The sequence below is a fragment of the Swingsia samuiensis genome (genome assembly GCF_006542355.1).
GTDB lineage: Bacteria > Pseudomonadota > Alphaproteobacteria > Acetobacterales > Acetobacteraceae > Gluconobacter > Gluconobacter samuiensis.
On record NZ_CP038141.1, the window covers coordinates 1,418,225 to 1,438,289 of the forward strand.

At 47.7% G+C, this 20,065-nt stretch carries 21 protein-coding genes and 1 riboswitch; of the genes, 13 read left to right on the forward strand and 8 right to left on the reverse strand.

The window, feature by feature from the left end:
• Positions 1 to 3 precede the first annotated feature (3 nt).
• From ccmE to ccmC, 3 genes are read right to left on the reverse strand one after another with little or no spacing between them, the layout of a single operon-like run.
• Positions 4 to 507 (reverse strand): cytochrome c maturation protein CcmE, encoded by a 504-nt coding sequence (gene ccmE / locus E3D00_RS06580; protein WP_141461036.1) that lies wholly within the window; start codon positions 505 to 507, stop codon positions 4 to 6.
• Positions 504 to 674, reverse strand: a complete 171-nt coding sequence (locus E3D00_RS06585) for a hypothetical protein (protein WP_408909345.1) — start codon at positions 672 to 674, stop codon at positions 504 to 506. Before E3D00_RS06585 ends, ccmE begins: the two co-directional genes overlap by 4 nt.
• Positions 671 to 1,444, reverse strand: a complete 774-nt coding sequence (gene ccmC, locus E3D00_RS06590; RefSeq protein ID WP_141461038.1) for a heme ABC transporter permease CcmC — start codon at positions 1,442 to 1,444, stop codon at positions 671 to 673. Before ccmC ends, E3D00_RS06585 begins: the two co-directional genes overlap by 4 nt.
• A 160-nt stretch (positions 1,445 to 1,604) precedes the next feature.
• On the opposite strand from ccmC, the gene E3D00_RS06595 reads away from it, so the two are divergent.
• Complete coding sequence (locus E3D00_RS06595; protein WP_141461040.1) at positions 1,605 to 2,021, forward strand: EVE domain-containing protein; 417 nt, start codon at positions 1,605 to 1,607, stop codon at positions 2,019 to 2,021.
• Positions 2,022 to 2,024: 3 nt separating this feature from the next.
• Here the strand turns inward: E3D00_RS06595 and E3D00_RS06600 are convergent, their stop codons facing one another.
• On the reverse strand, positions 2,025 to 2,519 hold the full coding sequence (locus tag E3D00_RS06600; RefSeq protein WP_141461042.1) for a hypothetical protein: 495 nt from the start codon (positions 2,517 to 2,519) through the stop codon (positions 2,025 to 2,027).
• A gap of 121 nt (positions 2,520 to 2,640) precedes the next feature.
• Between E3D00_RS06600 and E3D00_RS06605 the strand changes: the two genes are divergently transcribed.
• The 12 genes from E3D00_RS06605 (at position 2,641) to E3D00_RS10680 (ending at position 16,173) form a co-directional block, all read left to right on the forward strand.
• A complete protein-coding gene (locus E3D00_RS06605) occupies positions 2,641 to 3,477 on the forward strand; it encodes an EcsC family protein (protein WP_141461044.1) in 837 nt (278 codons plus the stop codon).
• A 273-nt stretch (positions 3,478 to 3,750) separates the two neighbouring features.
• Positions 3,751 to 4,422 carry a leucyl/phenylalanyl-tRNA--protein transferase gene (gene aat, locus E3D00_RS06610; protein WP_141461046.1) on the forward strand — a complete coding sequence of 224 codons (672 nt, stop codon included), beginning with the start codon at positions 3,751 to 3,753 and terminating at the stop codon, positions 4,420 to 4,422.
• Positions 4,422 to 5,246: a hypothetical protein gene (locus E3D00_RS06615; protein WP_141461048.1), complete on the forward strand. Its 825-nt coding sequence runs from the start codon at positions 4,422 to 4,424 to the stop codon at positions 5,244 to 5,246. Before aat ends, E3D00_RS06615 begins: the two co-directional genes overlap by 1 nt.
• Positions 5,247 to 5,254: 8 nt before the next feature.
• Positions 5,255 to 5,827 carry a hypothetical protein gene (locus E3D00_RS06620; RefSeq protein ID WP_246091383.1) on the forward strand — a complete coding sequence of 191 codons (573 nt, stop codon included), beginning with the start codon at positions 5,255 to 5,257 and terminating at the stop codon, positions 5,825 to 5,827.
• A gap of 153 nt (positions 5,828 to 5,980) precedes the next feature.
• The gene (locus E3D00_RS06625; RefSeq protein WP_246091384.1) at positions 5,981 to 6,418 is read left to right on the forward strand and encodes a hypothetical protein; all 438 of its coding nucleotides are present in this window, start codon (positions 5,981 to 5,983) and stop codon (positions 6,416 to 6,418) included.
• A 58-nt stretch (positions 6,419 to 6,476) separates the two neighbouring features.
• Positions 6,477 to 6,956, forward strand: a complete 480-nt coding sequence (gene bcp / locus E3D00_RS06630; RefSeq protein WP_141461050.1) for a thioredoxin-dependent thiol peroxidase — start codon at positions 6,477 to 6,479, stop codon at positions 6,954 to 6,956.
• A gap of 68 nt (positions 6,957 to 7,024) precedes the next feature.
• Positions 7,025 to 10,252, forward strand: a complete 3,228-nt coding sequence (locus E3D00_RS06635; protein WP_141461052.1) for a YhdP family protein — start codon at positions 7,025 to 7,027, stop codon at positions 10,250 to 10,252.
• 105 nt (positions 10,253 to 10,357) lie between these two features.
• Complete coding sequence (locus E3D00_RS06640) at positions 10,358 to 11,680, forward strand: replication-associated recombination protein A (RefSeq protein ID WP_181442016.1); 1,323 nt, start codon at positions 10,358 to 10,360, stop codon at positions 11,678 to 11,680.
• On the forward strand, positions 11,677 to 12,663 hold the full coding sequence (locus E3D00_RS06645) for an RluA family pseudouridine synthase (protein WP_141461054.1): 987 nt from the start codon (positions 11,677 to 11,679) through the stop codon (positions 12,661 to 12,663). The genes E3D00_RS06640 and E3D00_RS06645 overlap by 4 nt, the downstream gene beginning before the upstream one ends.
• Positions 12,663 to 15,221 carry an AsmA family protein gene (locus E3D00_RS06650; RefSeq protein WP_141461057.1) on the forward strand — a complete coding sequence of 853 codons (2,559 nt, stop codon included), beginning with the start codon at positions 12,663 to 12,665 and terminating at the stop codon, positions 15,219 to 15,221. The genes E3D00_RS06645 and E3D00_RS06650 overlap by 1 nt, the downstream gene beginning before the upstream one ends.
• Positions 15,218 to 15,907, forward strand: a complete 690-nt coding sequence (locus E3D00_RS06655; protein WP_141461059.1) for an ATP12 family protein — start codon at positions 15,218 to 15,220, stop codon at positions 15,905 to 15,907. Before E3D00_RS06650 ends, E3D00_RS06655 begins: the two co-directional genes overlap by 4 nt.
• A 137-nt stretch (positions 15,908 to 16,044) precedes the next feature.
• On the forward strand, positions 16,045 to 16,173 hold the full coding sequence (locus tag E3D00_RS10680; RefSeq protein ID WP_281279636.1) for a hypothetical protein: 129 nt from the start codon (positions 16,045 to 16,047) through the stop codon (positions 16,171 to 16,173).
• A gap of 79 nt (positions 16,174 to 16,252) precedes the next feature.
• On the opposite strand, the gene E3D00_RS06660 is transcribed toward E3D00_RS10680, so the two are convergent.
• The 4 genes from E3D00_RS06660 to E3D00_RS06675 form a co-directional block, all read right to left on the reverse strand.
• Entirely contained in the window at positions 16,253 to 17,419 is a 1,167-nt protein-coding gene (locus tag E3D00_RS06660; RefSeq protein WP_141461061.1) for a bifunctional 2-C-methyl-D-erythritol 4-phosphate cytidylyltransferase/2-C-methyl-D-erythritol 2,4-cyclodiphosphate synthase, read from the reverse strand.
• 44 nt (positions 17,420 to 17,463) lie between these two features.
• Positions 17,464 to 17,937 (reverse strand): Co2+/Mg2+ efflux protein ApaG, encoded by a 474-nt coding sequence (apaG, locus tag E3D00_RS06665; RefSeq protein ID WP_246091385.1) that lies wholly within the window; start codon positions 17,935 to 17,937, stop codon positions 17,464 to 17,466.
• 48 nt (positions 17,938 to 17,985) lie between these two features.
• On the reverse strand, positions 17,986 to 19,179 hold the full coding sequence (metZ, locus tag E3D00_RS06670) for an O-succinylhomoserine sulfhydrylase (RefSeq protein ID WP_141461063.1): 1,194 nt from the start codon (positions 19,177 to 19,179) through the stop codon (positions 17,986 to 17,988).
• 72 nt (positions 19,180 to 19,251) lie between these two features.
• Positions 19,252 to 19,331: riboswitch (SAM riboswitch) on the reverse strand.
• A 164-nt stretch (positions 19,332 to 19,495) separates the two neighbouring features.
• Positions 19,496 to 20,053, reverse strand: coding sequence for a hypothetical protein (locus tag E3D00_RS06675; protein ID WP_141461065.1), 558 nt, complete (start codon positions 20,051 to 20,053; stop codon positions 19,496 to 19,498).
• Positions 20,054 to 20,065 lie beyond the last annotated feature (12 nt).

Sequence of the window (20,065 nt, forward strand, 5' to 3'; positions counted from 1 at the left end):
TGTTTAGCCTCCGCTTTTCTGGGCTGTCATGGCATTCCAACTTGAGGCGTCTGGAGCTTTTCCAAAGCGCGGATCCCATTTCCCACTGCGTTTTAATTCGTCTGCCACTTCTTTGGGCATATACGTTTCATCATGTTTGGCGAGTACTTCGCTGGCGGTCATCTCACCTGTTTTTTGTATTGTGCCAAGAGCAACGACGCTTTGCCCTTCCCGGAATAAATCGGGCAGAATTCCTGTATAATGAACGATGATAGCCGCTTGCCCGTCTGTAACACTGAAGGAGTTAACGGGGGAGCCATTCTCTTGCGTGCGATGCAAAGAGCCTGCGACGACCATTCCCCCAAGGCGAATAGTGCGGCTAGAGGAGGGGGGGTGTGTTTTTATTTGAGAAGGAGCCATAAAAAACACGATATTGGAGGAAAAAGCACGCAATGTCAGGGCTGCGGCAGAACCAAGGCAGAGTAGGCACGCAATCACAATCCATAGGCGACGTGTTTTCCGGGTCATGCTTGGGTTCTTTCACGATGACGGGTTTGGCTTTCGATAAGAGATAGGCGTTTTTTTGCTCGGCGCAGACGCATGACAGTCGTGATACTTAATATAAGCGCAGATCCAAGTGTGAGGGCATAGGCTGCAGCAATATAGGGCCAGTGTTGTGGGAGGTGCATCATCATGATGGTAAACTTTCCGAGATGCTTTCTGACTTGTGCGCACGTGATCGGGTTAGAATTTGGCGTGCTCTTGTTTCATAAATTGCAGCACTCATGCGGCCAAGAATAAGTGCGGCTATGCCAAGCGAAAAACCAAGCGTTGTGATCAGGAGGGGCCATAGCATAGAGAGAGACATGGTTGGTGCGCCTGTCAGAGTGATGCTGTCAGGTTGATGCAATGTGTTCCACCATTGAACGCTGAATTTGATAATGGGTAGATCAATGGCGCCTGCTAGAGCAAGGATAGCTGCTGCACGTTGACCACGAGCCGGCTCATCAAAGGCATGAATAAGGGCAATGTGTCCAAGAAAAAGAAAAAATAAGATCAGAACAGATGTTAAACGGGCATCCCATACCCACCATGTGCCCCACATTGGTTCCCCCCAGAGCGACCCGGTGATAAGGCATAAGGCAGCCGCACAGGCACCAATTGGTCCGATTTCGATTGCGGCTAGATCAGCAAGTGGGTGTTTCCATACGAGTGATAAAATACCACAGATGGCGAGGCTGAGGTAGCACGAGGATGCAAGCCAAGCCATGGGAACATGGACGTACATAATACGCACAGTCTCGCCTTGTTGCCAGTCGGCCGGAGAGAAAAATAGTCCCCAAGAAATTCCCCAAACGAGAAGTAGAATGGCGCTTATAGAAACCCATGGCAGTAAGGTGCGAGCGAGACGTAAAAACTGTCCGGGGTTAGCAAAACGATGAAAAATATTTGGGGACGCGCGCACGAGAGTTTCTAACTCCATGAGGGGTTAAATCGGTATTATAAATATAATCTCAATTTCTTTAAATAGAGATTGACGGAATGTTATTTCGAGGCGTTGTTACCATATCGTCTCACGCTATGATAATAATGAGTTTTTAATAAAAGTATTTCAGGAGCACAATGTGGCATATTGGTTGATTAAGTCCGAGCCTGAAGCATTTTCGTGGGCTGAGCAAGTGAGTAATGATGTTGAGCCCTGGACAGGGGTTAGAAATTATCAGGCACGAAATAATTTAGTGGCAATGCGGCATGGTGATTTAGCGTTGTTTTATCATTCTGTGAGTGAGAAAAGCATCGTGGGTGTTGTTGAGGTTGTAAAAGAGGCCTACCCTGACCCCACGACAGATGATGAACGCTGGAAATGTGTTGATGTAAAAGCAAAAGGCGCTTTTGCTCATCCAATAACATTAAAAGAAATTAAAGCGGATCCTGAGTTGTCTGAGATGGCTCTGTTAAAGCAATCTCGTCTTTCTGTTGCCCCTGTAACAGAAAAAGAGTTCTATTATTTGGTGCGTTTAGGGGCGTGGGAAAACCTCTGATCCTTAATGGATCAGAGATGAATCAGCCTGAGGAAGAATATTGTTTTGACCGTTTCTTCCATCGAAAGAGGAAGACGCGTCCTCTGTACGGTAAGGAGGAGCAACCGGTGCGTTGAATTTTACAGGCATACCAAAAAGAGAGAAGTGAGAGGGTAAATTATTAGGCTGCCCAACGGATTGTTGTGGATTGGTTGGGGGAAGGCCTACAGGAAGGTGCGTACGAGCCGCATTGCTGAAGTTTGCAATTCTCACTTCTGAATCGTCAACGGCGACATAACCGTGAGGAGGAGGCGGGGCCCCACCATCAGGTAACGCAACTTGCTGTGCAGGCGTTAAGGTTTTGGTGTCTGGTTGATTGAGGTTGTGAGCCGTTGTCGGAGGAAGTTGCGGTAAGTTAGCTGTACCGTGGGCATGATGAGCCGCAAAAGCGGATGTTCCACTCAGGGATGCCAAGGCAATCGGCGCAGACATTAGAAATAAAAGAGATAGTTTTCGCATGTGTAACGCCCTTGGTCTTCTTTACCCTACGGTACTCGTGAGGAGATATGTCTGTATCATATAAGAGGAAATCTGTTATAAATAAATAAATTTAGTTGAGCGTAGCAGGAGTTTGATCGTTATGGCCGCAGAGAACAGCTCACAGCTTCCGTCGAATGAATTCATGTCGCGTGCGTTGGACAAGGATTCTTTGGCTCAACTTCAGAAGGTTCTGGAGAAGGTTGAGCAAGGGCAGGGAACGCTGGTTCGGCTCGCAGATTTGATGGGAGGAGCGGTAGGCCAAGCGGCTCGAATCGGTATGCGGGGTCTGGGTTTGAATCCTTCGCTTCAGGCAAAGTTTCAAAAAGCAGCCGAAACAGCGATTGAGAAAGCGTTTAACCTTGCGATTGTAGGGATCAATCATGAAGGCCCAACTCCTGAAAAAGTAATATGGCGGGAAAATGCCAGTCAGGCTGCTGTTGCTGTTTCTGGAGCGCTTGGTGGCTTTGGGGGTGTTTTGGGTATCGCCCCGGATGTTGGTTTTACAACCCTTACGATCATGCGTGAGATTGCGCAGATTGCTCGGGAAGAAGGCGAAGATCTGCGCGATGAAGATACGCGGCGTGCTTGTCTTGAAGTGTTTGCACTAAGGACATTTCCTGCACGCCAAAGTGAAGATGAGAGCGAGCTCGGGTTTTTCACAGCGCGTGCTTTGTTGCGTGGTCGTCCTATTGTGATGCTGATGGCAGAAGTCGCGTCTCACTACGGAATTGGGTTATCTCGCAAATTTGCGTTGCAGATGGTGCCTGTTGCGGGTGCTCTCTGTGGGGCAACGCTGAATACCGCTTTCTTGGCCCATTATAGGGCTCTTGCGCGTGCACATTTCACGATTAGACGCCTTGAAAGAGATCATGGCCGTGCGGTGCAAGACGCAGCAGAAGAGATGCGTAGCAATGCGGGGTCTGAAGCTTTTTCGTAAGGAGAAGCTTGTGTGTGGCGTTAGGTTTTATTCCAGCGCCACAAATCAATAATGCCCCAGAATACGATCCCGATAAGGCAAATTTTGGCGAGGAGAAAGAATAGTCCAGCGCCTTGAGGGTATATCAAGTATGCAAAGCTGATAATGAAAAGAAAAAACGCGTAAATAAAAGCGAGTGGCATTCTGATATCCTTACAAAACATAAAACCAATACGATCATATACTTTGTAAAAGCAAGGGTGTGGATATTCCGAAGGTAGACAGGAACCTGAAGTGGATGATGATAAACTTGTAATCAGTTCGGAACTGCTTCTCGAGGCTTATGCGCGAGGGCTTTTTCCTATGTCACCAGACAGAGAGAGTTCTGAATTACAATGGTACTTCCCGGAAGAGCGCGGGATTTTACCGCTGCAAGGAATGATTGTTTCCCGTAAATTAATGAAAACCGTTCGTTCTGGGAAAATGGATGTCACCTCAGACGTTGCTTTTGAAGAAGTGATGGAGCGGTGTGCAGAAGCAGCTCCAGGGCGGGAAACGACATGGATTAGTGGAGAGATCTGTCGTTTATATTCTGAACTGCACCATAAAGGGCATGCTCATTCTGTTGAGGTATGGGAAGATGGAGTGCTTGTTGGTGGGTTATATGGTGTAAGCTTGGGCGGTGCTTTTTTCGGGGAAAGTATGTTTTCCCGCCGTAGAGATGCTTCCAAAGTTGCATTGGTGCATTTGGTCGCCGGGATGCGTCAAGGGGGGTATGTTCTTCTTGATACACAATATACGACAAGCCATCTTCTCTCTTTGGGGGGTGTTGGTGTATCGTCTGATCAATATCTTTTAATGTTAAATCAAGCTTTAACAATTTCGGCAGTCTGGCCGAAAAATTTTGGTTTTCATGCTTTAGAGAACGACATTGCGTCTTTAAGGCCTCATTCGGGAGATTTTTGATGAAGCTATGTTCTTTACGCCATTCAGCTAAAATGCTCACAGCAGTGTTGGGAGGGGTCGTCTTGGCAGGAGGCATAGCTTACGCAGACGATCACCCCAGACTGGCCCCCACACGGGATGCGACCGTTACTTACCACTTGGCAGCTTCTCCGAACCTTCCTCAAGGAGGAGATGTAAAAGTTTATTTTTCTGGTTCTGGGGATTTGATGCGAGTGGATGCCCCAGATGGACGAGGCATCACAATTTTAGATCGGCCCAAGCAATTAGTTACGCTGATAATGGTTCCGAATAAGATGTTTGCGCATATCCGCCCCGATCATGGCCTGCATAACCCTTTTATGCTTGATCTGGATATGAAGTATACTCCAGCAGGAAAGGCAACGATTGCGAATATTGCATGTGACCAATGGAATATTGAGACGCCTCACGGCAAAGCTTCTGCCTGCGTAACAGAAGATGGTATTATTCTTGCAGAAAAAGGTGTTGATGCCGATGGAGCACAAGGAAGTATTCAAGCAGTGAATGTTTCTTACGCAGATATTCCAGATGTGATGTTCCAAGCCCCAGCTGGTTTTCATGAAATTGTTCCACGGACTAAAGTCAAAAAAACACACATGCAAGCAGATCAGGCGAATGGCACAACTGCTACACCTGCACCTGTGCCGGGGGCGGCTGCCGGAGATGGAACTGCTACACGCGGGGGCGCTCCTTTGAACCAGACTTTGCCCGGTGCTCCACAAGATACAACGCAGCCTTCTGTAGCGAATGATTCAGTTGGGGATGGAACGGTAACGACACCCGATCAACCTTCAGCAAGCCAATAGGGTTCTGTATGTTTTTGAAGAAAGTTTTCGGCCTCGCTTTAATAAGCGGGGTGGCGTTTAGTGGCGCATTGAAAGCACAAACTCCTACAGCGCCGATGGTTACTCCCATGGTAGATGTGGATATCACCTACATGGTTGTTGGGCCACAAGGACAACATCTTCATCAAAGGATGCGTTGGAATGCCAATTTATGGCGCCAGCGTGTTGATCCTGAGGGTTTGCCATCCATTATGATAACGGATTATCGGGCTCATAAATTGATGGTGTTAGATACACAGGCGCACACGGCTGTTGTTTCTGTTGCGCCTGGAGATGGATTAACGGCACCGGGTGTTCCAGCCTCAGGTTCTTGGAAACAGGTAGGGCCTGCAACAATTGTTGGGCAGCCATGTATGATTTGGGAAAGCGTCGATACAGACAAACAGCCAACAGATTTTTGTTATACCACGGACGGTTTATTACTTGGTGCAACACAAGGGGGGCGTTTGGTGGTGCAGGCTTCTTCGGTTAACCGTGTGGCTCAATCGCCGGATTTATTTGACCCTCCCTTAGGGTATCACCGGATTGATCCTGCTAAATAGGTGAGCATCCAGACCATGCTCTGTAAAGATGTGTAATAATTAGAAAAAAAGGGATAATAACAAAGCTTTTTCCTGCCATTTTCCACTGACACTCTCAATCCATAAAAACCGATATGACGCGTTGTCATGGTGATGGAGAGTAGGGAAAGAGCAATGCATCGTAGCATTTTTGGCGTTATGTTTGTGGTGCCTTTTGTTATAGGGGCATCTATTGTTGCTCCTGACAGCATTATCTCACAGGCTCATGCACAGTGGCATGGGCCAAGAGGTGGTGGCTGGGGTGGAGGGCCTCATTACCATGGAGATACTGGCGCAGTTTTAGGGGGCGTCTTAGGTGGGGTTGCTATTGGAGCGATTGGTGGTGCGGTTTTAAGTCAGTCAGTGCCTCCGCCGCCTGTCGTTTACGCACCCGCTCCACCTCAGGTTGTTTATGCGGCGCCTCCTGTTGTGTATGCGCAACCAGCTCCAACTGTTGTATATGCAGCTCCGCCTCCACCCGTTGTGTCCTATGGAGCGCCTGGAGCCCCGGTATATTATCCTTCTGGTGCTTATCCTGCCCCTAACGGTTCAATGATGTATCCGGGGAGGTAAAAAATAAATTTATGTGTTACCCTTGATTGGTATAGAACTCTCAGGCAAGCGACTAACTATGACAGCATCTGACATTAAGCCCGGTGATTTGGCTCCAGAATTTTCATTGCCTTTGGCTTCCGGTGGAAACATCAGCAGTAAGGCTTTGAAAGGGAAGCCTTACCTTTTGTATTTTTACCCTAAAGCGGACACGCCGGGCTGTACGACACAGGCATGCTCTCTTCAGGAACACTTGCCTTCTTTTAAAGATTTGGATTTGACGGTGATTGGTGTAAGCCCAGATCCCGTCGAAAAGATTGTAAAATTCGTGCAAAAATATGATTTAGAGTTTCCATTGGGATCAGATGTAGATCATAAAGTTGCGGAAGCTTATGGAACATGGGTTGAAAAATCTATGTATGGCCGAACATATATGGGAATGGAACGAAGCTCCTTCCTTGTCGATAAGGAAGGCATTGTTCGGGCGGTCTGGCGTAAAGTAAAGCCTGCACAACATGTAGATTTGGTTTTAGAAGCGTGGAATAAAATTAAAGCGTAAGTTTATTTTTGATCGAGATGATTTTGTTTATTAGAGGAGGGCAAGGAGAGTGAAAGGGCATATGCGTTATGGTTCAGCATAACCCTTTCAAGCCCGGTCCTCTACATTGGCCTAAACATATTCATGTTGCTCGGTGGATTGGAATTGCTCTTTTTACCCCCGTAGCGTTGACGGGGGCTGTGGCTACTTTTCTTCTGTGGAAACTGGATGCAGGGCCGTTAGATATTACGGCTGTTTCCCGATGGGTTGAGCCAATTTCTGTTGTGTCAGGTAAGCATCCGGGTTTTCCTGCCGGGCGTTTAACATGGAAAAAATTAAAAATTGAGTGGCAACCTAGCTCAGGCAGTATTTCGGCAGGATTAATGCTGGAGGCTCACCACCTCATGGTTGAGCGGTTGGATGGGACTATTGCAGAACAAGCCGGTGAGGCAGATACTGTTCTGGCTCTGGCCCCCTTGTTACATGGCGTGATAGCCCCGCGACGTTTGAGAATGCGGGATGCTTCTATTGTTTTGCGGCGTCAAAAGAATGGTGAAATTGAACTTGATTTGCCATTTCAAAGACATAGCGGCCATGGGATGCCAACAGACCTTGGGCGCTTAGCTGACCTTGATATTAATAATGTGTCTCTCACTTTATTAGGGCTTCCGAATAAACAAGTAGCCTTTCTTGGCCCCATTGAAGCACATGCACAAAATCTTCCCGTATCGTCTCACTCGGAAAATTATTTATGGAATGGCTGGTGGCGTGCGGGCTTAAAGCTGGGTGGCTTCCATACAATTTTGACTGCGAATGGTGGCCAAAATAACTCTGGTCGAGGGGTGTGGAATATTGCGTCAACGACGAATGATTTGTCCGGGCTAGATGATGTCGTTCCGGCATTACAAAAATGGCATATTCGTGCGGATACAGATTTAATTCTTACCGTCCTTCCCTATGGGATGCAGAATAAATTATCGGATATCGTTTTAAATACAACTTTAAAAGACGGCACTATCATTCAAAAGAGTGCACCGGATATCCATGTTCATCGTGGTTCTGTGACCATACATCTTCATATGAACACTCCCGGTGTGACCGGTGGCGCTTGGATTGATGTGTCCAAGGCCAATTTGGTGGTGGCTGATCATCGAGGAGCAGAAACGCATGTTGGTGGGGCCGCTCATCTCACCGTGAATAATTTGGTGCATTTACGTTCTATGGATATAGATGCAAGAGCGGGCTTAGATCAGTTTGATTTTGCAACGTTAGGTGATATTTGGCCTGCCTCCCTAGTGAAAGGGGCGCGGCGCTGGTCTGTTGAGAATATTACTCAAGGACGTGGCGGTCCTATGAGGGTGCACGTTCATGCACAGACGAACAGTGGGATTAATAATATACGTCTTACCCAGCTGGATGGGGAGCTATTGGGGCATGATTTAACCGTTCATGGATTGCGCCCGCTTCCCCCCTTCACGGGAGCAGAAGCTATATTAAAAATAGCTGATTTAAACGGCCTTTCCATTCTACTGCAGCATGCTGAGCAACAAACTGCTCATGGCCTGATTAAGCTACCTGATGGGGATGTACGAATAGAGAACTTATTTGGTAAAACCCAGATTGGTATTATTCGCTTGCATTTAACGGGGTCTGTTCCTGCTTTTAATGATATTTTGTCTGCACCGCGATTGCATCTTTTATCACGGCATCCATTGCCATTTACGAAGCCATCAGGGCTGTTAGATGTAAATAATGAAATTAGTTTGCCTTTAAGTTCACATGTTCAAAATCAGGATATTCACGTTCATACACAGGCAGTTTTTTCGCAAGTCCATTTAGGAAATGTTGTGCTGGGACGGCCTTTGGATCAGGCTTCAGGGCATTTAAGTGCAACAGAAAAAGGCATGACGGTTTGGGGAGAGGGATTGCTCTCTGGGGTACCTGTGCATGCAATAGTAGAAGAAAATTTCAGTAAAGGCGCACCATCCCAGATTATGCAAAATATCCGAGCTACAGCGCGTGTGGACCCTCAGTCCGCAGCAAAGGCACGGCTTGGTATAGAAAGTTTATTTAAAGGGCAGGCAGAGTTTTCGGGGCAGTATATTCAAAGGGCGAATGCGAGAGCAGACTTGCAGGTTACGGCAGATTTGCAGTCCGCTAAACTGGTCTCTCCACTATGGGTGAAGCCTCAAGGAGAAAAAGCCAATATATCAGGCCATATGGTGTTTCAGGGACATACAGTTGTTGCGTTAAAGGAGTTGCAAGCGCACGGGCGTGAATTGAATGTTCTTGGAGAGGGAGAGTTACAGCAGGGTAGGCTTGCTGCCATTGATGTGAATAATTTTCAGATTGGTCGTAATTTAGGCACGGCTCATATTGTTCTGCCGCACATGATGGGTGATCCCTATCGTGTAGAGATTAACGCTCAGCAAGTTGATCTGGCGCCTGTTTTTGATCAGTCAACACGCAAAGCCTTATATCGTTCAGAAGAGGCAGAGGAGGCAAAACTGTCTACTCCTCGAAAACGAGATAAAAATAAGCACCAACCTGACTGGCGCGTGTCAGTTCAAACTCCGCGTGTTTATTACGGCCCGAAAGCGTTTGTTTCTGATGTGGTTTCAGATGCGGATTTTCATCAAGGACGTTTACTTTGGGGGCAGCTTGATTGGAGCGCGCCCTCCCGTGTTCATATGACACTGGATCATATTCAGAACAGCCAACCCTTTAAAGCAGATACAGATAATCTTGGTGCTCTTTTACAAGGGTTGGGGCTGTATAGTCATTTAAAGGGTGGGGAAACACACCTTGTTGGTCGTTTCGTGAAGGACGAACGGGGGGAGGCCGGGCTGGTTTTCGGTTTGCCTACGTTTGAGGGGCATTTGAGCATAAAGCCGTTTCAATATCTCCACCCACCTTTTAGCGTTACAATGGCTGCAAATCTATCTCCATTGCATTGGTTCCATAGCCATACAGACCATTTTGATGTGCAGCATACATCTATGGATATGACGGTTTCCAAAGGAGTATTAACGCTTAAAAATGGCTCTGTGAGTAATGATGCTTTGGGAGGAACTGTTGAAGGGCCAATTACTCTAAAAGATGCTGGGTTGAATTTAAAAGGCACAATCGTTCCTCTTTTTGGTTTAAATGCTTGGCCACGGAAAATTCCGCTGGTGGGGCATTTTCTTGCACCCGAAAAAGGAGGAGGCGTTTTTTCGGCCACGTATCGTGTAAGAGGGACTTTGGGGGAGCCGGATTTGTCGGTTAATCCTTTTTCTTTGCTGCTCCCCGGGGTTTTGCGTAAGATGGTTCAGTAAGGGCTATTGATTGGAGAGGCATGAGTGGCGGATATGACAGATCTTTTTGGAAATGCGCCACGGCCGGAAAAAGTATCGTCTCAGCCCTCCGGCCATAAAAGAGCTATGCCGGATCGTCCTCCAATGGAAGCGCCAAGAATGCCTCAGCGCACTCCATCTGTGACACAACCTTTAGCCGATCGGTTGCGCCCTCAAACGTTAGAAGAGGTACAAGGCCAAGAGCATTTGCTTGGAGCGGAAGGTTCCCTTACTCGGATGTTAGAGCGGGGAACATTATCCAGTCTGATCTTGTGGGGCAGCCCTGGGTGTGGAAAAACGACAGTTGCACGTTTGTTGGCTGGAAAAGCCAATTTGTATTTCTCTCAGATTTCGGCTGTTTTTTCTGGTGTTTCAGATTTGCGCAAGGCTTTTGATGAGGCATCACGTCGTCAGGAAGCAACAGGGCGTGGAACATTGCTTTTTGTAGATGAGATTCATCGTTTCAATCGTGCCCAGCAAGATGGCTTTTTGCCTTATGTGGAGCGTGGAACGGTTGTTCTTGTTGGAGCAACAACAGAAAATCCATCATTTTCGCTAAATTCTGCATTACTATCACGGTGTCAGGTTCTGATTTTGAACCGTCTGGATGATGCCAGCTTGGAAAATCTTTTAGAGCGTGCTGAAGCAGAAATAGGCCATACGCTGCCATTGGATGATAAAGCCCGTGCAACGTTGCGTATGATGGCTGATGGTGACGGGCGCTATCTATTGAATATGGTCGAGCAGCTTGTTCCACTTCCTATGGAGCCTCTGCTAACCCCTAGTGATTTATCAAAGGTTCTGGCCCGCCGTGCAGCATTGTATGATAAGGATCAGGATGAGCATTATAACCTGATTTCTGCCTTGCATAAATCCTTGCGCGGGAGTGATCCAGATGCAGGTTTATATTGGTTTGCCCGTATGTTGGAAGGCGGAGAGGACCCACGGTATATTGCCCGGCGCTTAACGCGCTTTGCTGCTGAGGATGTAGGGCAGGCGGATCCGACAGCTTTACGCCTTGCGATTGCAGCATGGCAAACATATGAACGTTTGGGCTCTCCAGAAGGGGAGCTAGCCTTGGCGCAGTTGGTGGTTCATTTAGCAACAGCTCCAAAATCCAACGCAGTGTATGCAGCGTATAAAGCAGCCCGTAAACTGGCTCGGGCAACGGGCAGTTTAATGCCCCCCGCTCATATATTAAATGCCCCAACGGAGCTGATGCAAAATATTGGATATGGCCGTGGTTATGAATATGACCATGATCAGGAAGATGCGTTTTCTGGTCAGAATTACTTCCCAGATGAAATGGAACGACCCGTGTTATATGAACCGACAGAACGAGGTTATGAGGGGCGATTAAGAAAAACACTGGACATGAGGGCATCCAAGAGGGCATCTCGCCAGTCATGAAAGTTGTTAATCGCATTATAACTGAAGATGAGGCTGATTTACGTCTCGATCGTTGGTTCAGACGGCATTACCCTCATTTGACGCAAGGTGCTTTACAGAAGCTTTGCCGAAAAGGTCAGGTGCGTGTTGATGGAGCGCGTGTGCAAACGAATACTCGTTTGCTCCCCGGGCAAAGTGTTCGTGTTCCTCCTATGCCGGATGTCAGTCGTCCCGCACCTCTTCCTGACCCGGATCCAATGTTGGCGCGGGAAATTGAGAAGATGGTGATTTATCAAGATGAGCATCTGCTTGTCTTGGATAAACCCTCGGGTCTGGCCACTCAAGGCGGCCCAGGCATTACAAAGCATATTGATATGATGCTCGATGGGCTGCGCAAAGAGGGAGCTGAACGCCCACGGCTGGTTCATCGGATTGATCGTGATACCTCCGGTATTCTTTTAATCGCACGCACACCCGGAGTGGCTGCAAAATTAGCGGCTGCTTTTCGGAGCCGTGATGTTGAAAAAACATATTGGGCCGTTGTCGTCGGTCGGCCGACACCCGGATCTGGAATTATTGATCAGCCGCTGGTGAAGGTTGGTGCTGGTGGAGCAGCGCTTGTTGTTCCTGCATCCCGTGATGAAGAAGATGCGTCTTCTGCAAAAAGTGAATATGAAACGTTAGACGCCGCTGGGCGTAAATTCTCATGGCTGGCGTTATCTCCACTTACAGGACGTACCCACCAGTTACGTGTGCATTGTGAATCTTTAGGGACGCCAATCCTTGGAGATCCACGGTATGGGGGAAAGGCAGCGCATCCAGAAGGCTTTACAGATCGGTTGCATCTGCATGCTCGTCAGCTTGATATTCCGCATCCAGCAGGAGGCAGGCTCAAAGTGACGGCTCCATTGCCTGCTCATATGCGTGATACTTTTCGTTCTTTAGGTTTTGTCGCTGGGGGAACTCCACAGCCCGAACGTATAAAAGGTAAAGGTCCTAAGTAATGAGGAAACTCACTGGCGCACTCATCGGTGTTATTGTGACAGTCGTTGGGGCAAGTGTTGCTGCACATGAGCTGATTAATCAAGACGAGCTGCGTCAGCGTATTACAGAGGCCGTGAAAAAAGAAACGGGCTTATCCATGACAATGGAAAGCTCATCGGTTCAGATTTTACCGTGGCCTTCTTTTGAAGCGCATAACATTGTCTTGCAACGGGCGGGACAAAAAGTCCTGCTCAAAGCCGGAACCATGCATGCAGGGCTGTCTATTTTATCACTTTTACATCGGGAAGTGCGCTTTCAGGACTTTACGGTTGATAAAGCAGACCTTTCTCTTGTGCGTCAGGCTGATGGTGAAGCAAACTGGGATGTGCAGCCTGAGCAGAACAGGTCTGCTTCTCTTAAGGCGCCTGTGCCTTTTGCGATGCATGATCATGTAGGAGAGCGCGTTCAGGCCCATTGGACATTAACGCTGGATGGCCTTCACCTTACGAACTCAACGGTTCAATGGCGTGATGAAGAAGGGGGCTTGAACGGTGGTTTTCAGATTACAACACTGGATTTGGCCGGCCTCAAGAGTGAAAGCCCTTGGATTAATTTACAGGCCACTCACGGCGGAACTCCTTTTACATTACAAGGACACGTTGGAAGCCTAAGTGCGCTTCAGTCTGGAAAGGCAACATGGACGTTTAGCCTTGGGACAACATTGGGGGCAGATGCATCGCACGACTGGCTAAATGTGGATGGAGAGTTTAAAGACGCTCTGCATTTACGTGGTCTTTGGATGACAGCCCAAGGAGAGTGGAAAAATCTGAAAGATATAGAACAGATTTTCCCTCATGCCGCTTTGCCAGATGTTCAAGGAGTAGGTGGAGAGATTACTCTACAGGGAGGCTCTCCTTTAAACTCTGATGGAACATGGGCTCAGAAAGGGATGGCGCTGGCAAACAATATTGTGCCAGAGCGATTACACCTTCATGCCGCTGGAATAACCCTGAAACAGGGCCCAGTCTTTAAGAATGTGCATATTGACGCAAATGCAGATGCAGCCCCTCTGTCATGGTTGGCGGATGTGGAATGGAAGAATAGTGCATGGCATGTTGTGGGGAACTCAGCACAGCTAAAGGATGTGGATCAGGCGTGGTTAGATCGCTTTAAGACCCCATTGCCAGTTGAAACCGAAATCCGTAGTGTTTCCCTGTCTTTGGCTTCTGCCTTAACGATGCCTAATGGGCAACCTCCTGAAAATGCACAGGATGATTTGCGGACTACAATTTCTGGGAAAATTAGCGCATCTCATAGTGATCTAACGGTACAGGGAAAAGCGCATCTTTTGCGTATTCCAAATGCCATACTCAACGATGCTTCTTTTCATGCTCAGGTAAATGGTTCCGGATGGTCAGACATTGCCATAAATGATTTGTCTTTTCAAAGTCGAGAGGCGGCTTTGAACGGAAAATTACATGCTGTGCTGGATAAAAATACTCCACCTCTTGTGAATGGTGACTTGCATGTCACGCAGCTTGATCTGGATGCGCTGCATGATGTGTGGTGGGACAAGGTAAGAGAGGCTCGAACGACGCAAGGCCAACAAGCTTCTAATAAGCCTTCTGTTTTAGTGCCTGGGCTTCCCGGGCAAGTAAAAGCCCCTGCTGTTGCACCTTCAGCCCCTCATAAAGAGGAAGCCATGCCATCTTCTCTTCCAAAATGGGTGGAGAGGTTGCGTGCTCTTGATCTGGACCTTCATTTAGCTCTGGATCGAGTAATATTTTATAAGCGAGATTATACAGATTTAGCGACGCACGTGACGCTATCAGGAGGTCATTTGCGTCTGGAGCCAATAACAGGCCAAGGGCAAGGTATTTCGCTTTCCGGTCAGGTGGATGTGGACGCCTCTTCATTACCCGTTCAACTCAGCATGACATTTCAACCATTAATTTTGCCAGTTGGCTTGGTAGAGCAAGGCTTGCAATTGCCATTTTTGCTTCAAGGCCCAATGCAGTTTGTGGGACAAGTGACAGGTCAGGGGCAGACAAAAGAGGAGTTGTTACAGTCTTTAAAAGGGCATTTAGGGGTTTCCATGGTTGATGGCCGTGTAGATGGAAATGTCTTAGGGCGTTTAGCCGGAAAAGCCGCTTTCCTTGAAAATGGCTTCCACTCATTGAGATGCCTTGGTGTGCATATGACCTTAGGCGACGGGGCGGCTGATTTAGATACAATGAGTTTGCAGGCGGGGCACTTTCAGACAACGGGCCATGGTCGTGTGCAGTTAATGACCAATGAGATGTTACTCCACATGCTTCCAAGTTTGGATTTGGGAGGCGCTGGTGCATCGACACCTGTGTTGGTCACAGGGCTTCTCAATGACCCACATATTGCCCAAGACCGTGATGCAGGTGGTCGTTTTCAGGTGACGTTTGGTGGTAATGCAGAGGTTGATCCGTGCAATGCAGCCTTGGCCGCTGGTCGAGAAGGACATGAAGGCCCTGTTCCAACCCAACAACAAGAAAAGAGCCGCGTTCAGCCGGCGAATATTCTGCGGGCATTGGGGGTTGTGCATTGAGTAATCGGAAGCGTTTTTGGAAAAATGTAACGGTAGGGGAGGAAAACGGGCTTTTCTCCCCCCATCTAGATGACCGCCCTTTACGATTGCCACAAGGCACGGTGCTTGCCGTAGCGAGTAAGCCGTTAGCAGAGGCGGTTGCTAAAGAATGGGAGAATATTGCCGCCGATGCAGTATTTTCCCCAGAGGATTTACCTCTAACGCGTATTACGGGAACGTTCCTCGAAAGAGTAAAGCCGCATCTGGGAATGATGCGTGAGGAACTGTTTAAATACGGTATTGATGATGAGCTTTATTACCGTGCAGATGAACATAACCCTGTATTAGAAAAAATATTTTCTTGGATGGCCGGCTTAGGGTTGTATCCCAAGGTTACTCATAGCTTCATGCCTGTTGAGCAATCAGAAGAGTATCGCAAACAGCTTAAAGAGCTGATTACCCAACAGGCGCCAGTCGAATTGGCGGTATTAGGCGTCATAACCCCTGTTTTGGGGAGTTTGCTTTTGGGAGTTGCTCTTATTCACCACATTATCACCTCAGAAGAGGCTTTGTCTGTCACGAATTCGGATGAACAAAAGCAGCTTCTAACATGGGGTTATGATTCTGATTTGGAAAGAACAATTAAAACACGCCAACAAGATATTGATGAGGCAATACTATTTCTGAAACTTGCAAAAGAAATATAATATTACAAATTCTAGCATTATATTGCCATATTCTAAAAGTACTTCATCATATAGCTGTGAAAGAGAAAGCTTCTTAAGCATTAAGGCTTTCTTAAATTTTGTAGCTATTTAAGTGCAACCTATCGGAGCGTAAAACTATGTTAGTATCCAATCGTCGCACAATGCGTCACGTGGGTACACGTATGGTCGCGAAGTGCTCGATGGCGGCTTGGGTTCTTTTAGCCATAACGCCTATTATTGTTTTGTTCTGTGCTTTAAATGGCTAAATAAAAAAGAGCTCAGTGAGCGTGTTTGCTGAGCTCTTTTTTATTTTAAAAATCGATCAAATGATAACGAAAGAGCCTTTTAAGGCTCTCCATTGTCAGGAACCATAATACTTACGGTTGCCGTGGCTGCAATGCCTTCTTCTCGACCAGTAAATCCGAGTTTTTCAGAAGTCGTTGCTTTAACAGAAATACGACTGACACTCACCTGAAGCAGTTCGGCTAAGCGTTGCTGCATGGCTTGAGCATGTGGGCCAATTTTAGGGCGTTCACAAATCAAAGTAATGTCTGCATTCACTAAAAACCCGCCGCGAGCACGGATGCGTTCTCCTGCATGAACAAGAAAGCGGGCGGAGTCCATGTCTTTCCATTCATTGTCTGTGGGAGGAAAGTGACGGCCTATATCGCCCTCTGTAAGAGCGCCATAAATCGCATCGCACAGTGTATGAATGCCGACATCTGCATCCGAATGTCCTGCAAGGCCTTTGGTATGCGGAATTTCAATACCACAAAGAATAAGTTTACGACCTTCGGCAAAAGCATGGACGTCATAGCCTAGGCCTACACGTGGGAGTAGATTTCGGTCGATTACACCTTCAAGACGCATGAGATCCTCCGCGATTGTGAGTTTGATATTATTTTCTGAGCCTTGAACAATGGCAACAGGGTGGCCTCCACGTTCGAGAAGGCCAGCATCATCCGTGAAGATATCTTTTTGAGAGCGATGAAGTTCAAGGAGTGTTTTAAAATGAAACCCTTGTGGGGTTTGTGCGCGCCATAATCCATCACGAGAGATCGTATCAACGATGATATGATCGTGAACCTTCTTGATAGTATCACTGACGACCACAGCAGGAATAACCCCAGCATGCGTTTCAAGCGCCTTAATAACATTCGTAGTGACGTCAGCAGGCACGTAAGGACGCGCGCCATCATGCACGAGAACCAGATCAGGTGGCTCAGGGAGAGAAGCAAGAGCTTCTAGCCCATTCCGAACACTGTCGTGCCTTTCTGCCCCACCGGCAACAGGCTCCATCACATCAAGGCCTTGGAGGCTCTCAGCGAGTAATGGATCACTCCCAACAGGGAGAAGAATATCAACATGAGGCAAAAGAGATTCAGCCGCTCGACGGATGACAGGCTTGCCCCGGAGCATACGGAATTGTTTGCAGGAAGAAGCACCTTGTGGTGCTCCAGCAGAGAAACGCCGGCCCTGGCCAGCAGCAAGAAGAAGTGCAGCGATACGCATGGTCGCAAGCAATGGGCTGCCAAAGGCCGAACGTCAAGAGATCTTTAATGGACTAAACGTGTATGATGCGGGCTATCGAGGCTAAACGCTGGAATGGTCACATCAAATCGTTTGCCAGAAGAGGGCTCAAGCATATGGTAAACGCCCTTCATAATGCCGATCGGAGTGGTGAGCATTGCCCCGGATGTATAATCATACTGGTTCTGGGGAGAGATAATAGGTTGCTCTCCTACGACACCTTCGCCATGAACATGTTCTGTACGCCCTAGGCCATCAACAATTTCCCAGCTGCGGGAAACGAGTTGGAAAGACTCGGCGCGCTCATTTTCGATCGAGATATGGTAAGCCCAAGCGAAACGATTCTCCTCAGGGGAGGATTGATCTTCTAACCAGAAAGTACGCACCGTTACGGTAACATCATCTGTTGTTTGGCTAAATTGCGGGGCGTTATCCATAGCTTCAGCCAAAATACTTTCTGATTCTGTTGAGAGATAAGGTTGAGATGGCTTTTGAGACATAACTCTCTTTTAAAGCCATCTTCTTTATTTGTCAGGGGGGAGGTCGGATTATTGAACTGCGTGAGCAGCGGCTGCACCGCGTTTTAAATCTTCAATCAGATCACTCGCGTCTTCTAAACCAATGGAAAGGCGAATGGCACCCGCTGTGATACCAAGGCGTGCTCTTTCTTCTTCACTAATTTTCATGTGTGTTGTGGTTGCAGGGTGTGTGGCGATACTTCTTGCATCTCCAAGGTTATTAGAAATGGAAATAACCTTGAGAGCATTTAAGCAGGCAAAGGCACCTTTTCGGCCATTTTCAACCTCAAGAGCGATCATCGAACCACCATTATTCATCTGCAGGCGCGCAAGTTCAAATTGAGGGTGATCGGCACGGCCGGGATAGCGCAAGGCTTTAATCCCCGGGATCCCAGAGAGAGCATCTGCAACCTCGGCTGCATTTTTAGCCATGGCATCTGTACGGAGCTTGAGTGTTTCTAGCCCCTTGAGCAAAACCCATGCATTGAAAGGTGAGAGAGCATTGCCTGTATTGCGGGTAAAAGGTTGAAGTGTTTCTTCAATCCACTTGCGGGGCCCTAATACTGCACCCCCAAGAACACGGCCTTGACCATCAATATGCTTCGTACATGAATACAAGACAACATCCGCACCCAATTTAAGAGGGGATTGGCCGGTGGGAGAAGCAAAAACATTATCAACCATGAGAAGTGCGCCGGCTTTGTGGCTCAACTCAGCAATGCGTTTAATGTCTAAGACATCCAACATGGGGTTAGATGGGCTTTCAATGAGAACAGCCGCTGTCGGACGGGAAAGAGCGCGCTCCCAACCTTCATAGTCGTTTCCATCGACAAGTTCAGTTTCAATTCCAAAACGTGGAAGGAGGGATGTTACAATCCAATAGCAGGAGCCAAACAAGGCGCGAGAAGCAACAACGCGCTGCCCGGCATTAACGTGTGAAAGGAGAGCGGACGATACGGCTCCCATTCCAGTTGCTGTTGCAACACAAGCTTCTGCCCCCTCCAGAAGGGCTAGGCGTTCTTGGAATGTGTCAACTGTCGGGTTGCCAAAGCGGGAATATTGGAAGTGTTCAATCTCGCCTTTAAAGGTTGCTTCAGCTTGCTCTGCACTTTCATAAAGAAAGCCGGAGGTAAGGAAGAGAGCATCAGACGTTTCACCATATTCTGTACGATTGGGTGCGTCGTGTAGAAGGCGTGTTGCGGTTTTCCAGTTTGATTGTGTCATGGGGCAGTCCCTCCATAAGGTTTTTGCAAAAAGCAAAAAGCATGTGGCGGGCCGTGGAAGTCCTGAGGATTTATGGAATACCGCAGGGCCTCTTTAGCGCAATTTTTTATCCTCGCCGCAAGCCGGCCGCTCAAATCACGAGGGTTAAACACGGTTATGTTTAACAGGCCTTATATGAACGGTCTTTTAAAGGAGCGTCAACCATTTAGTCTTTTGAAAGGAAAAATCTGCGGTAAAATGATTTTTATTTTTCTAAAATAAAAATTACCAAGCAACGCCAGTCTTTAAGATAGGATTTGCTTGGCAGTGTATTGTTTTAGTGTGATTTTGGTACAGGAGGTGCGTTTAACGTATCTTGATATTCATGCCCGTTCCAAATCCAACGATCATTTCGTCCAACCAGCAAATCTTTCATGCCTTTATGTTTGGTCGGCAGAACAGAAATGTCTCCATTGATGCCATCAAGTGCAGTGACCCAGTTATTATTGTGCCACAGATAGACAGAGGTTGTGCATCCTGCTGAGCCACACATCCCTGCTGATTGGAGTTGGACAAAAAGCGCTTCATCACTTTTCTTGGATGACAAGGGGGCAGAGCCAACCAAAACGGCAGGATGGTCATGATGTTTGGCTGCATCTGCCAAATCATCAGCACTTAATTTACGGGCATCAGCATCCAGCTTGGTGCCAGGGTGGGCACTTAAGATGACCGGAGCGGGTCCATTCTCGTTTCCTGCGGAATACCGAGAATGGCGATGGTGGCCTTTGCTGTGGTGAGAAGCAGCCGTTGCAGTATGCGAAGAGAAAGTCATGGCTGAAAATGCAAGTGCTATAACAGCCAAGGACGAGCGGGGAAGAATCTGCGGTATCATCATAGTGAAACTATT

Bases quoted from the DNA above. Each gene is read 5' to 3' on its own strand.
- ccmE (WP_141461036.1), bottom strand. From the start codon at position 507: ATGACCCGGAAAACACGTCGCCTATGGATTGTGATTGCGTGCCTACTC.
- E3D00_RS06585 (WP_408909345.1), bottom strand. From the start codon at position 674: ATGATGATGCACCTCCCACAACACTGGCCCTATATTGCTGCAGCCTAT.
- E3D00_RS06600 (WP_141461042.1), bottom strand. From the start codon at position 2,519: ATGCGAAAACTATCTCTTTTATTTCTAATGTCTGCGCCGATTGCCTTG.
- E3D00_RS06605 (WP_141461044.1), top strand. From the start codon at position 2,641: ATGGCCGCAGAGAACAGCTCACAGCTTCCGTCGAATGAATTCATGTCG.
- E3D00_RS06615 (WP_141461048.1), top strand. From the start codon at position 4,422: ATGAAGCTATGTTCTTTACGCCATTCAGCTAAAATGCTCACAGCAGTG.
- E3D00_RS06620 (WP_246091383.1), top strand. From the start codon at position 5,255: ATGTTTTTGAAGAAAGTTTTCGGCCTCGCTTTAATAAGCGGGGTGGCG.
- E3D00_RS06625 (WP_246091384.1), top strand. From the start codon at position 5,981: ATGCATCGTAGCATTTTTGGCGTTATGTTTGTGGTGCCTTTTGTTATA.
- bcp (WP_141461050.1), top strand. From the start codon at position 6,477: ATGACAGCATCTGACATTAAGCCCGGTGATTTGGCTCCAGAATTTTCA.
- E3D00_RS06635 (WP_141461052.1), top strand. From the start codon at position 7,025: ATGGTTCAGCATAACCCTTTCAAGCCCGGTCCTCTACATTGGCCTAAA.
- E3D00_RS06640 (WP_181442016.1), top strand. From the start codon at position 10,358: ATGCCGGATCGTCCTCCAATGGAAGCGCCAAGAATGCCTCAGCGCACT.
- E3D00_RS06645 (WP_141461054.1), top strand. From the start codon at position 11,677: ATGAAAGTTGTTAATCGCATTATAACTGAAGATGAGGCTGATTTACGT.
- E3D00_RS06650 (WP_141461057.1), top strand. From the start codon at position 12,663: ATGAGGAAACTCACTGGCGCACTCATCGGTGTTATTGTGACAGTCGTT.
- E3D00_RS10680 (WP_281279636.1), top strand. From the start codon at position 16,045: ATGTTAGTATCCAATCGTCGCACAATGCGTCACGTGGGTACACGTATG.
- E3D00_RS06660 (WP_141461061.1), bottom strand. From the start codon at position 17,419: ATGCGTATCGCTGCACTTCTTCTTGCTGCTGGCCAGGGCCGGCGTTTC.
- apaG (WP_246091385.1), bottom strand. From the start codon at position 17,937: ATGTCTCAAAAGCCATCTCAACCTTATCTCTCAACAGAATCAGAAAGT.
- metZ (WP_141461063.1), bottom strand. From the start codon at position 19,179: ATGACACAATCAAACTGGAAAACCGCAACACGCCTTCTACACGACGCA.
- E3D00_RS06675 (WP_141461065.1), bottom strand. From the start codon at position 20,053: ATGATGATACCGCAGATTCTTCCCCGCTCGTCCTTGGCTGTTATAGCA.